This is a genomic window from Paraferrimonas haliotis, assembly GCF_002282895.1.
In the GTDB taxonomy this organism is placed as follows: Bacteria; Pseudomonadota; Gammaproteobacteria; order Enterobacterales; family Shewanellaceae; genus Paraferrimonas; species Paraferrimonas haliotis.
On record NZ_NRRB01000002.1, the window covers coordinates 348,627 to 360,264 of the forward strand.

The 11,638-nt window shown below is 47.9% G+C and carries 13 protein-coding genes; 5 read left to right on the forward strand and 8 right to left on the reverse strand.

All coding sequences use genetic code 11. The features are described 5' to 3' along the window. Positions 1–85: 85 nt before the first annotated feature. The 5 genes from CLC91_RS05440 to yacG are packed head-to-tail and all read left to right on the forward strand — an operon-like array spanning position 86 to position 3,854. Complete coding sequence (locus CLC91_RS05440) at positions 86–1,348, forward strand: type II secretion system F family protein (protein ID WP_095500116.1); 1,263 nt, start codon at positions 86–88, stop codon at positions 1,346–1,348. A 46-nt stretch (positions 1,349–1,394) separates the two neighbouring features. Next, a complete protein-coding gene (locus tag CLC91_RS05445; protein WP_095500117.1) occupies positions 1,395–2,270 on the forward strand; it encodes a prepilin peptidase in 876 nt (291 codons plus the stop codon). Then, on the forward strand, positions 2,271–2,891 hold the full coding sequence (gene coaE / locus CLC91_RS05450; protein WP_095500118.1) for a dephospho-CoA kinase: 621 nt from the start codon (positions 2,271–2,273) through the stop codon (positions 2,889–2,891). Between the two features lie 4 nt (positions 2,892–2,895). Then, positions 2,896–3,639, forward strand: a complete 744-nt coding sequence (locus CLC91_RS05455; protein WP_095497808.1) for a cell division protein ZapD — start codon at positions 2,896–2,898, stop codon at positions 3,637–3,639. Continuing rightward, the gene (gene yacG / locus CLC91_RS05460; RefSeq protein WP_095497807.1) at positions 3,639–3,854 is read left to right on the forward strand and encodes a DNA gyrase inhibitor YacG; all 216 of its coding nucleotides are present in this window, start codon (positions 3,639–3,641) and stop codon (positions 3,852–3,854) included. The genes CLC91_RS05455 and yacG overlap by 1 nt, the downstream gene beginning before the upstream one ends. Here yacG and ubiA read toward each other — a convergent pair. Genes ubiA through lptM form a run of 8 tightly spaced genes read right to left on the reverse strand, consistent with a single transcriptional unit; the run spans position 3,851 to position 11,614 of the window. Continuing rightward, the gene (gene ubiA / locus CLC91_RS05465; protein ID WP_095497806.1) at positions 3,851–4,720 is read right to left on the reverse strand and encodes a 4-hydroxybenzoate octaprenyltransferase; all 870 of its coding nucleotides are present in this window, start codon (positions 4,718–4,720) and stop codon (positions 3,851–3,853) included. The two genes, yacG and ubiA, sit on opposite strands and share 4 nt — an antisense overlap. A 28-nt stretch (positions 4,721–4,748) precedes the next feature. Next, the gene (uvrD, locus tag CLC91_RS05470; RefSeq protein WP_095500119.1) at positions 4,749–6,926 is read right to left on the reverse strand and encodes a DNA helicase II; all 2,178 of its coding nucleotides are present in this window, start codon (positions 6,924–6,926) and stop codon (positions 4,749–4,751) included. 37 nt (positions 6,927–6,963) lie between these two features. Further along, positions 6,964–7,680: an HAD-IA family hydrolase gene (locus tag CLC91_RS05475; protein ID WP_095500120.1), complete on the reverse strand. Its 717-nt coding sequence runs from the start codon at positions 7,678–7,680 to the stop codon at positions 6,964–6,966. Beyond that, on the reverse strand, positions 7,677–8,603 hold the full coding sequence (gene xerC / locus CLC91_RS05480) for a tyrosine recombinase XerC (protein WP_095500121.1): 927 nt from the start codon (positions 8,601–8,603) through the stop codon (positions 7,677–7,679). The genes CLC91_RS05475 and xerC overlap by 4 nt, the downstream gene beginning before the upstream one ends. A gap of 5 nt (positions 8,604–8,608) precedes the next feature. Beyond that, positions 8,609–9,268 (reverse strand): DUF484 family protein, encoded by a 660-nt coding sequence (locus tag CLC91_RS05485; protein WP_095497802.1) that lies wholly within the window; start codon positions 9,266–9,268, stop codon positions 8,609–8,611. Next, on the reverse strand, positions 9,265–10,095 hold the full coding sequence (gene dapF / locus CLC91_RS05490; RefSeq protein ID WP_095500122.1) for a diaminopimelate epimerase: 831 nt from the start codon (positions 10,093–10,095) through the stop codon (positions 9,265–9,267). Before dapF ends, CLC91_RS05485 begins: the two co-directional genes overlap by 4 nt. A 32-nt stretch (positions 10,096–10,127) precedes the next feature. Further along, the gene (lysA, locus tag CLC91_RS05495; RefSeq protein WP_095500123.1) at positions 10,128–11,372 is read right to left on the reverse strand and encodes a diaminopimelate decarboxylase; all 1,245 of its coding nucleotides are present in this window, start codon (positions 11,370–11,372) and stop codon (positions 10,128–10,130) included. A 23-nt stretch (positions 11,373–11,395) separates the two neighbouring features. Further along, positions 11,396–11,614, reverse strand: a complete 219-nt coding sequence (lptM, locus tag CLC91_RS05500; protein ID WP_095497799.1) for an LPS translocon maturation chaperone LptM — start codon at positions 11,612–11,614, stop codon at positions 11,396–11,398. Positions 11,615–11,638: the final 24 nt, after the last annotated feature.

The window sequence follows — 11,638 nt, forward strand, 5'->3', positions numbered from 1 at the left end:
ACTTCTTTACACTAGGCGAGGTTAGCAAACTTAGCTAAACTGGTGAGATAACGGATAACAACAATAACGAGCAAGGAACTGGGGTATGGCTACGGCAACCGCAAAAGGCCAAGCGAAAAACAAGGCAAAGGCAAAAGAAAACAAGGTATTCACTTTCACTTGGAAAGGGATTAACCGTAACGGCCAAAAAGCCAGCGGTGAACTCAAAGGTGCCAGTGCCACCGAAGTGCGAGCCCAACTCAAAGGCCAAGGGATCACCCCAAAATCGGTGCAAAAGAAAGCCAAACCTTTGTTCAGTTTGGGTGGCCCTAAAATCGTCCCCATGGACGTGGCCATGCTTACCCGCCAAATCGCCACCATGTTATCCGCCGGTGTGCCGCTCGTGACCGCCATTGAGTTGTTGGCTAAAAGCCACGAAAAAGAGCCCATGCGCAACTTGTTAAATACCATTTTGGCGGACTTGCAATCCGGTTTGCCATTTTGGGAGGCATTAAAGCCCCACCGACGTTACTTTGATGACTTGTACGTGGATTTGGTGAAAGCCGGGGAGAGCTCAGGATCGTTAGACGTGGTATTTGATCGCATCGCCTTATATCGAGAAAAAGCAGAAGCGCTTAAGTCTAAGATCAAGAAAGCCATGTTCTACCCCGCTGCGGTCACCATTGTCGCTTTGGTGGTGACGGCCATACTCTTGATTAAAGTGGTGCCTCAATTTGAGGCTATTTTTGAAGGCTTTGGAGCAGAGTTACCAGCCTTTACTCAATTCCTCATTACCTGTTCTGAATTTATGCAGGCCTATTGGCTGTATATATTTGGTGGCGCGGCTATAGGTGGCTATTTGTTCAAGCGCGCCCATGAAAAGTCGCAACAGGTCAGAGACAAAACCGATATCTTCCTGCTTAAGCTGCCGGTATTCGGTGAAATTCTTCACAAAGCCGCCATTGCCCGCTTTTCTCGAACGCTCGCTACCACTTTCGCCGCCGGTGTGCCCTTGATTGATGGCATGGAGTCGGCGGCAGGCGCGTCCGGCAACGCCGTCTATCGCGATGCCATTATGGATATTCGCCAAGAGGTGATGGCCGGTATGCAGCTTAATACAGCCATGCACACCGCAGGGCTATTTCCAGAAATGCTGATTCAGATGGTTCAAATTGGCGAGGAAGCCGGCTCTCTAGACGACATGCTCAATAAAGTCGCCAGCATTTATGAAATGCAGGTTGATGATGCCGTAGATGGCCTCAGCTCGCTTATTGAACCCATTATGATGGTGGTTATTGGCGGTATCGTTGGTGGCTTAATTGTGGGTATGTACTTACCTATTTTCCAAATGGGCGATGTTATCGGCTAATCAAAAACAATAAGAACTAAAACAAGAACTAGAATAAGAACAATCAATGCAAGAATTTGTAGAACTCATGCAGACCCACACCGCTGTGTGGCTCGCAATAGCAAGTATATTTGGTTTAGTGGTCGGCTCGTTTTTAAACGTAGTCATTCATCGAACCCCTATTTTGTTGAAGCGTCAGTGGCGAGAAGACTGCCAAGAGTTGTTTGAAAACGCTGAGAGCGTGGATGACGGCTATCCAAAAAAGTACAACCTCATCACACCTAACAGCCAATGCCCAAAGTGCGCCAACCCAATTAAACCTTGGCAAAACATTCCTGTGCTGTCTTGGTTACTGCTTAAGGGGCAGTGTGCGAATTGTAAAAACCCCATCTCGAAGCGCTATCCTACGGTTGAGCTTATCAGCGGCGTACTGATTGGAATTTGTGCTTATTATTTCGGGCCCAGTTGGAGCTTCGTATTCGCCGCCATCTTTACCTTTGTGCTCATCGCCCTCACCGGCATTGATTTGGATGAAATGCTGCTGCCTGATAATTTCACTCTACCCTTGTTGTGGCTTGGTTTGCTGGTGAATATCAATGGCACCTTTGCCAGCTTAAACGATGCCGTAATTGGCGCAGCGGCGGGTTATCTGTCGTTGTGGTCGGTATTTTGGCTGTTTAAGTTAGTTACCGGCAAAGAAGGCATGGGCTATGGCGATTTCAAATTACTGGCGGCTGCGGGTGCCTGGCTAGGTTGGCAAATGTTGCCTATGATCATTTTACTGTCTTCTTTAATTGGTGCTATCGTAGGTATCTCTCTGATGGCATTAAAAAAATTAGACCAAGGCAATCCCATTCCATTCGGCCCTTACATTGCTTCAGCCGCATGGGTGGCGCTCATTTGGGGCGAAGGGATATGGAACTGGTACTTAGGCATATTATAAATGGCGGATTATATTGTAGGTCTCACCGGCGGCATTGGCAGTGGCAAAACCACCATAGCCAACTTATTTGCCGACAAAGGCATTACCTTGGTTGATGCCGATGTCATTGCTCGCGATATGGTTGCCCCGAATAGCCCTGCACTTCAGGCCATCATAGAACGCTACGGCGCTCACATACTGGATAATCAAGGTCAACTGGATCGCGCTAAACTGCGTCTTCGCGTATTTGACGATGATGACGAACGCACTTGGCTAAACGGATTATTGCATCCAATGATCCGCAAGCACATGCTTAAACAAGCCCGTGAAGCCCGCTCTGAATATGCCATCATGGTGGTGCCTTTGCTGGTTGAAAACAGTTTAACCCAAATGGTCAACCGAATCTTAGTGGTGGATGTGGATCCTGAAACTCAAATTACACGCACCATGGCCCGCGATAAAGTGACCCGAGAGCAGGTTCAGGCCATTTTAGACGCACAAGCCAGTCGCCAAGATAGGCTGACTCTCGCGGATGATGTGATTGCCAATGAGCAAACCATGGAACAACTGACTTTAACCGTGGAGCAGCTGCATCAAAGCTATTTACAGGCCGCTCGACAATACCAACTGACCCAGGAATAGCGTTATGGCTAACATACTGTTCGAGCACCCGTTAAACGAAAAAACCCGCAGCTATTTGCGGCTCGAACACCTTAATAACCAGTTAGCCCAAGCCGCCAATAAAGATTCCGGTGTAGAAGTGTTCACGCCGCTTTTCGCCTTATGTGATATCACTGACCGCTGTGATTTTCGAAACGACCTACTTAAAGAATTGGATCGCCATTTACTGCAAATCAAAAAATGGCGAAACGTCGAAAACGTGAATCAAGACAACCTAAATCAATGCATTAGCCAGTTAACTGAAGTTCGCCGAGATTTGAGTTACAGCACCCGCTTGGGCCTTAACACCCGCAACGACCGCTTCTTAAGTGCGGTAAGACAGCGCTACAACATGCCTGGGGGTTGCTGCAGCTTTGATTTGCCACAATTGCACTACTGGCTTTCAGGTCCTTGGTCAATTCGCAAAGCGCAAATACGCGAGTGGCAACAGCAGTTTGAACTGCTCTTACGCGCCATTCAATCCATTTTGCAACTGCTCAGACAAAGCGGCGAATTCGTTACTCAGGAAGCCAAAAGCGGCATGTTTCAACACGTCAGTGAGAGTCCGTTAGCCTTGGTTAGAATCGAACTGTCTCGAGACAGCCTGTGTTACCCAACCGTAAGTGGCAACAAGCAGCGCTTCACACTCCAAATGCTCCGATTTGACAACCAAACCCGCGCCAATAATGATGTGGCCTTTTCCTTAGCTTGTTGTCAGGAGCCTAAGTAATGACCATCACCGTTAACTGCCCACATTGCAAAACGCCGGTTGAGTGGGGCGAGCAAAGCCCGTTTAGACCGTTTTGCAGCGACCGCTGCCGACTGATTGACTTGGGCCAATGGGCCGACGAAAGCCATGTCATTCCGGGGCAAACCAATCCTAATGGCGATTTGCCCGATGAATTTGATCTAAGCGACGAGACTGGCTTTTTTAAAGAAGATTAGTTAAACCAGTAACTGCCAACTACCGCCGCAAATAAAATTAACCCAGAGTAATTGTTGTGCAAAAAGGCTTTAAAGCAGTCGGCTTTTTCACGCTTAAAAATGAGTGCTTGTTGGTAGATAAAGGTTGCGATAACCGCCAACAGGCCAATCCAATAAACACTTCCTAGCGATTCAATGATGCCGACTTTCATAAGCGCTATCACGCACAAGAGTTGAAAAAGCCCTATCCAATGTCGGTCAAATCGACCGAATAAAATTGCAGTAGATTTAATCCCTACTTTTAGATCGTCTTCTCTGTCCACCATGGCGTACATGCTGTCGTAAGCGACCGTTAAGCACCAATTGGCGGCAAATAACCACCAGGTGGTCTCGTTAACTTCTCCCACTTGGGCTGCATAAGCCATGGGTATCGACCAACTCCAAACTATGCCCAGTACCATTTGTGGCAAATTGGTAATTCGCTTCATGAAAGGGTAAAGCATGGTCAACAAAATGCCGATAAATGAAAAATAAACCGTCATTGAGTTGAGGGTGAGCACCAAGCCAAAACAAATGAGGCCCATCACCACGAACAGATACAAAGCTTCATCTGAGCTGACCTCACCTGTGGCTAACGGTCTGCCTTTGGTTCGTTCCACATGGGCATCGACTTTGCGGTCGGCAAAATCGTTAATAATGCAGCCGGTGGCGCGCATTAAGGCGACACCCACTACGAAGACAAAGGTGACATAAAGGGACGGCGAACCGTCTGCCGCTATCCACAGCGCCGTAAGCGTTGGCCACAACAACAGCAAGGTGCCGATGGGACGGTCAATACGAGTGAGTCGCGCATAAACACTTGCACGTTCCTTAATACGAGTCAGCATTTATTCTCCAATGCTCATTAAATTTTTATTACAAGGGCTGCAGGCGAGCGTAAGCAACCACTAGCCATTTGCTGCCAGCGCCATCAAAGTTCACCTGAACTCGGGTTTGTGGACCGCTGCCTTCATAGTTCACTACTACGCCAGCGCCAAACTTAGGGTGGCTCACTCTTTGTCCCAAACTGAGACCGGTTGCTTGAAAGTTTTGCTCGGTTTGATGAAAACGATTGGCGATGGGAGACGACGTTACCGGCGCTGAGACTTGAGTTTTTAGACGAATCTCATCCACAAACTGACGCGGAATTTCTCGAATGAATCGAGACGGTGCACTGTAGTTTTCACGACCGTACAAGCGACGTTGTTCCGCGTGGCTAATGTACAGTTTTTCCATGGCTCGGGTCATACCCACGTAGCACAAACGCCGCTCCTCATCTAAGCGGTCACCCTCATCAATGGCGCGTTGATTGGGGAATAAGCCCTCTTCCACGCCGGCTAAGAACACCAAAGGAAACTCTAACCCTTTAGCAGAGTGCAGTGTCATTAATTGCACCGCATCCTCGTGTGCATCGGCTTGTCCTTCACCTGCTTCCAAGGCCGCATGAGCCAAAAAGGCGTCCATTTCCGACAAATTCTCTTGGGTTTCATCGGGTTCAAAACTGCGAGCAGCCGTCACCAGCTCCTCTAAGTTTTCAATGCGCGCTTCGGCCTTTTCACCTTTTTCTTGACGATACATTTGCTTAAGGCCAGATTCGATGATGCAGTGATCCACCCGCTTATGCAGGCTCATGTCCAAGCAGTCTTGTTCCAACTCTTGAACAAGCGTAATAAAACCGGCAACGGCACTGCGTGCCCGGCCTGTTAATCCATTATTTTCAATCAGCTTTTTGCAGGATTGCCATAACGTAACATTCTGCTCTCTGGCGGTTGAACGGACAATATTCAAGGTGCGATCACCAATGCCTCGCGCTGGGGTATTAACCACCCGCTCAAAGGCCGCATCGTCATCTCGATTAGCTATGAGTCGCAAATAACCCATAGCATCTTTAATTTCCTGACGCTCGAAGAAGCGCACGCCGCCGTATATTCGATAGCTCAGCCGCTGTTGCAATAACGCTTCTTCAAGCACCCGGCTTTGGGCGTTACCGCGGTACAAGATGGCGCACTCTTTAAGCAATCCGCCTTGGTTTTGCCAGTCGTTAATCCGACCGACAATAAAGCGCGCTTCATCCAGTTCATTAAAAGCCGAATACAAGCCGATTAACTCGCCGTCTTTGCCTTCGGTCCATAAGTTCTTACCCATGCGATCGGGGTTGTGAGCAATCAACTGATTGGCCGCATTAAGAATGTTGCCGGTTGAGCGGTAGTTTTGCTCTAATCGAATGGTTTTCGCGTTGTTAAAGTCTTTTAAGAACTTTGACAAGTTTTCAATTCGAGCACCGCGCCAACCGTAAATGGATTGATCGTCATCGCCAACAATCATAACGTGGCTTTTGTCGCCTGCTAGCAATCGAATCCAAGCGTATTGAATGGCATTGGTGTCTTGAAACTCGTCCACCAAAATATTGCCAAAACGCTGTTGGTAGTGTGCCAACAGGGTCGGATTGTTTAACAGCAATTCGTGAGCGCGCAACAGCAATTCAGCGAAATCCACCAAGCCAGCTCGATCGCATGCATCTTGATAGAGTTGATAGATGGTTAACCACTGCTTTTCCATCGGGTGATAACCGGCATCAATGTGCTGCACTCGCAAACCTTCGTCTTTCTTGGCGTTAATGTAGGATTGGGCTTGTCGCGGCGGCCAGCGTTTGTCGTCCAAATTAATGCTCTTCATGATGCGCTTGATCATGCGGTGCTGATCTTCTGAATCCAGAATTTGGAAGCTTTGCGGTAACTTGGCCTCTTGATAGTGAGCTCGCAACAAGCGGTGAGCCAGGCCGTGGAAGGTGCCTATCCACATTCGTCCTGAAATATAACCCGCGACTTGCTCTACCCTGGAGAGCATTTCTTTAGCCGCTTTATTGGTAAAGGTTACCGCAAGTATGGAGTATGGACTTTGCTGCTCTACCTGTAACAGCCACGCAATGCGGTGAACCAAAACGCGAGTTTTACCGCTGCCGGCGCCCGCTAAAACCAACATGCTCGACTGCTCAGCACTCACCGCCTGACGCTGATGTTCATTTAGGCCTTCAAGTAAGTGGGATACATCCATTGTCAGGACTCCGTGTGAATTCTATTTTTGCGGGGCGCTAGTATACCAGCTGTAACAGCTCTAAGGGGTTAGATATTTGCCAATGTGGCAAAATTCCATTCGCTTTTAGCTCCTGTTGTCGATTGAAGCCCGGATTTAGCCAAACACTCACCGCGCCAAAGCGACGAGCACCGGCCACATCCGACAGCGGGTGATCGCCAACATGCATCAGCTGATGGGGCAAAATATCTAAGTCACGACACGCTTGGGCAAACATGTGTGATGCGGGTTTACTGGCCTGTCCTACGTCCGCTTTATACACATGGGTGAAGAACTTATCTAAACCCGACTGTTGCAAGTTTAGGTTACCGTTGCTGATGGCCACTAATGGATAGTGCCGCCCAAGCTCGGTCAACATCGCAGTGATATCGGAACTCATGTTAAGGTCACTGCGAGCCTTCATAAACACGTCCATTGCGGTGTCAGCTTGAGTTTGTGGGTTAGGTATCTGGTAACCTTGCAGCGCTAAAACCAAGGTGGCACGACGAGTCCAAGTGACCGAATCTTTTAATTGAGGCGCTAAGCGCTGACAATGGCGTTTCAACTGCAACCAATCTTGATAGTGCCAATGGGCAAAGCGCGCATCCAATGTTTGCAAATGTTGCTGCAATGCCCGCAACGCTTGTTTAAGTATAGGACGGTTATCGTACAAGCAGTCATCCAGATCAAAACTGATGGCCTTAATGGGGTTAGGTCGCAAATAACAGCGCATCATTTGTCCTCAGCTTTGCGCTTAACATCCGTTTTACCAGGATTCAGTTGTGCTCTTGGGTGCGCCGCATCATAAACCTGAGCAAGGTGTTGAAAATCCAAGTGGGTATACACCTGGGTAGTGGATAAATTCGCGTGCCCTAGTAACTCTTGAACTGCTCGTAAATCGCTGGAGCTTTCGAGCATATGAGTGGCGAACGAATGGCGTAACTTGTGCGGATGCACACCGGCTGCAATGCCTTGTAACTTTCCCCAGTGCTTCATTCGTGCCTGTATCGCGCGGTGAGATAAGCGGCTGCCTCGTGTGCTTAAAAATAACGCCTCGTTGTCGTCTTTAATCAGCGTTGACCGCAACTCCAGCCAACGACCGATGCAAGACATCGCAATACGACCCACCGGTACGATTCTCTCTTTATTACCTTTACCCAGCACTTTAACCATGTGGCCTTGATGGTCAATGCTGTCTAAGTTCAGGCTTGCCAATTCCGCAAGTCGCAAACCCGAGGAATAGAAAAGTTCCATAATGGCTCGATCCCTAACTGCCAATGGATCCGAGTTTTCAGTGTCATCGAGGGTAAGTAACGCGTTTATGCTATCGGCATCCAAGTTTTTTGGAAGCGGTTTACCGGATTTCGGCGCCGACAATTGTTGTGCTGGGTTTAAGCTTATGGCTTGTTGCAATAATAGGAACTCGAAAAAGCCCTTAAGAGCCGAGAGGGTTAAACTGAGAGATTTCGCCGACAAGCCGGTTTTTCTCAAGTTCACAATCACTTGCTGTAATTGCTGAGTAGTGACGGTTAACCAATCCGACTGCTGCATTAGGCTGGCTACCCGCTCTAATTCAAACCGGTAGACCCGCACCGTGTGGGCTGAATACAAGCGCTCACTGGCTAAATACTGACAGTAACGCTCCAGCCAAGTCTGCATCAAAGCTACCTAAGGCTTGGGTACAGATAATTGACTTGTTGACGCAGTTGCTCAAGTAACAAACTGTCCATGCGCGAATGAAAGTGAGCGGGGTCGTCATGGGCGAAGGCCAATATGGCTTGAGTATCACTAAAATCAAGCTTCAACAAGGCAACAGAGCCAACGGGCGCACTAAACAAGCATTGATTTTCGGCGTCACTTAACCGACCAAAATACTGACCAGTGAGCAATCGTTTTTGATACACCTTTTGCGCATTAAAATTGTCGCTATCGATCTCGACAATTTCGACTCTTCGAATCGCAAACTCTTGCTTGAGGCTATGCTGCATTAAGGTAATGAAACTTTTACGAGTTTCGCAGCGCAGTAATTGTAAACATAACTGAGAGTTAAAGCGGAAAATGTGCTCATTATGATTCGCCACGGTCATCAAATTGGTAATTTCTTCTTCCAGTTGACGCATACGATGACGCATGGTTTCTTGTTGACGTTCCATCAACGATATGGAGCCTTTTTCCGGGTGAGTTAACCGCATGCTTAACAGCAACTCTGGATGATGAGCAAAAAAATCCGGATTGGCCAGCAGGTAATCGCGAACGATATGCTCATCGATTTGGTTGAGCTCGTTTAACTCTTGTTCCAGTTGTTCACTATGGCTTAACGTCATAACTGAATTTGTCCATCAAAAATGTGCTCTGCAGGCCCAGTCATAAATAACGGTTTACCCACACCATCCCACTGAATATTAAGGGTACCACCCGTCAAGTCGACCTGCACCTTTCGCCCCAGCTTTCCTTGAAATTGCCCAACCACTGCCGCCGCACAAGCACCACTACCGCAAGCTTGGGTTTCTCCGGCACCGCGCTCGAACACTCTCAACTTAACATGGTTTGGCGACAGCACCTGCATAAATCCCACATTAACTTGTTTAGGAAAGCGCTCATGTTGGCAAATGGCGGGGCCAATACTGGCAACATCTGCCTGTTCAACATCATCCACTTCGAGAACACAGTGGGGATTGCCCATAGACACTACCCCCGCAAAGAATGTTTGTTCAAGTGCTTGAATTATATAGGTTTTATCGATTTTTTTGGCTTTAAACGGTACTCGATTAGGTTCGAAAACCGGTATGCCCATGTTAACCGAAATCAGATTGTCCTTTTCATAGCGCAAGGTCATTTTACCGGCGCTGGTGCTGACTTTAACTAAATTCTTGTTGGTTAAACCCTTCATTCGCACAAACCGAGCAAAACAACGGGCGCCGTTACCGCACTGCTCGACTTCTGTGCCATTGGCATTAAAAATACGGTAATGAAAGTCTAACTCCGGATCATAGGGAGGCTCTACGATTAGCAATTGGTCAAAACCAACGCCTACGAATCTATCTGCCAGTTTACGCACCTGCTCTGGCGAGAAGTAGGCGTTTTGAGTCACCGCATCCACCACCATAAAATCATTGCCTAAGCCATGCATTTTAGAAAATTGTAATAGCATTCATTCGCTCAATATAAGTTGATTCAACCAGTTTACGGCAAAACTTGCTCGCCTTGCCATAACTGCTCTATGGTTTCTCGCGCTCGTACTAAATGATCTTTTTCACCATCCACCATGACTTCTGCAACTTTTGGACGCGAATTGTAATTCGATGCCATGGCAAAACCGTAAGCACCTGCACTGCGCACCGCGAGCTTATCACCGGCTTCGATACAAAGCGCGCGATCTTTGCCAATAAAGTCTCCCGTCTCACATATGGGCCCAACCACATCATAATGAGTAGGTTCACCCTTGCGAGGACGTAATGGGATAATATTTTGCCACGCGGAATACAACGACGGTCGCAACAGATCATTCATGGCGGCATCGACAACGGCAAAATGCTTATCACCGTTTTGTTTTAAGAATTCGACCTGAGTAACCAAAATGCCAGCGTTGGCCATAATGGCGCGCCCCGGCTCGAAAATTAAGGTCAGCTTTCTGTCGCCAAGCTTATCCAACAGGGCTCTAGCGTACTGGTCGGGGTGAGGTGGATTTTCATCACCGTAATTAACCCCCAAGCCACCGCCAACATCGAGGTGATGAATGCGTATTCCTAACCCTTCAAGCTCATCAATCAAGGTTAACAATCGATCTAAGGCGTCGAGAAATGGCGGGATTTCTGTTAATTGCGAACCAATATGGCAATCCACCCCTTTAATCGCAACACCATCCAGCTGCTGAGCTCGTTGGAATACCTCAAGCGCCTGCTCCATGGTGATGCCGAATTTATTTTCGCTTAAGCCCGTTGAAATATAAGGGTGAGTTCCGGCATCAACATCCGGGTTAACCCTAATGGACACTGGGGCCACCTTACCCATACTCAGTGCTACCTCATTAAGGCGCTCAAGCTCTGCCCCGGACTCAAGATTGAAACAGTAAATGCCAGCTTCAAGTGCCTGTTTCATTTCATCTCGAGTTTTTCCAACGCCTGAAAAAACCACTTTGCTTGGATCGCCGCCAGCGGCTATAACTCGTGCCAGCTCACCACCTGAAACAATATCGAATCCGCTGCCTAACTTAGCCATTACGTTTAACACCGCTAAGTTGGAGTTAGCTTTAACCGCGTAGCAAATTAAATGCGGGTGCCCTTCAACTGCATTATTAAAAGCATGCCAATGACGCTCAATAGTGGCGCGCGAATACAAATAAAAAGGGGTTCCGTATTTTTGTGCTAACGCCTCAACTTGGCACTCTTCAGCGAACAGCTGATTTTGACGGTATTGAAAAAAATCCAAGGTAAACTCCTTCGCTCGGCCAGTTAATCGATAGCTTGCTCGGTTTTAGGGGCAACCGGCTTTTCCGGTTGCTGTGGCGCTTGCTGTTGGTTGGTGTCTTCAGGCTCGGCGTGATACAGCGCCCCTTTTTGGCCACAGCCTGCCATCGCCAATAATAGAGCTGCTACGAACAAAGTTTGTTTCATATTGCGTGTTCTATCTTGTTTGTCGTTAATAATGCACTCTATAATCGCATTCATCATCTAATTTTCATAGAGCTTAAGCTA

Excerpts from the sequence above, each read along its gene's own strand:
- CLC91_RS05440 (WP_095500116.1), top strand. The coding sequence starts at position 86 with ATGGCTACGGCAACCGCAAAAGGCCAAGCGAAAAACAAGGCAAAGGCA.
- CLC91_RS05445 (WP_095500117.1), top strand. The coding sequence starts at position 1,395 with ATGCAAGAATTTGTAGAACTCATGCAGACCCACACCGCTGTGTGGCTC.
- coaE (WP_095500118.1), top strand. The coding sequence starts at position 2,271 with ATGGCGGATTATATTGTAGGTCTCACCGGCGGCATTGGCAGTGGCAAA.
- CLC91_RS05455 (WP_095497808.1), top strand. The coding sequence starts at position 2,896 with ATGGCTAACATACTGTTCGAGCACCCGTTAAACGAAAAAACCCGCAGC.
- yacG (WP_095497807.1), top strand. The coding sequence starts at position 3,639 with ATGACCATCACCGTTAACTGCCCACATTGCAAAACGCCGGTTGAGTGG.
- ubiA (WP_095497806.1), bottom strand. The coding sequence starts at position 4,720 with ATGCTGACTCGTATTAAGGAACGTGCAAGTGTTTATGCGCGACTCACT.
- uvrD (WP_095500119.1), bottom strand. The coding sequence starts at position 6,926 with ATGGATGTATCCCACTTACTTGAAGGCCTAAATGAACATCAGCGTCAG.
- CLC91_RS05475 (WP_095500120.1), bottom strand. The coding sequence starts at position 7,680 with ATGATGCGCTGTTATTTGCGACCTAACCCCATTAAGGCCATCAGTTTT.
- xerC (WP_095500121.1), bottom strand. The coding sequence starts at position 8,603 with ATGCAGACTTGGCTGGAGCGTTACTGTCAGTATTTAGCCAGTGAGCGC.
- CLC91_RS05485 (WP_095497802.1), bottom strand. The coding sequence starts at position 9,268 with ATGACGTTAAGCCATAGTGAACAACTGGAACAAGAGTTAAACGAGCTC.
- dapF (WP_095500122.1), bottom strand. The coding sequence starts at position 10,095 with ATGCTATTACAATTTTCTAAAATGCATGGCTTAGGCAATGATTTTATG.
- lptM (WP_095497799.1), bottom strand. The coding sequence starts at position 11,614 with ATGATGAATGCGATTATAGAGTGCATTATTAACGACAAACAAGATAGA.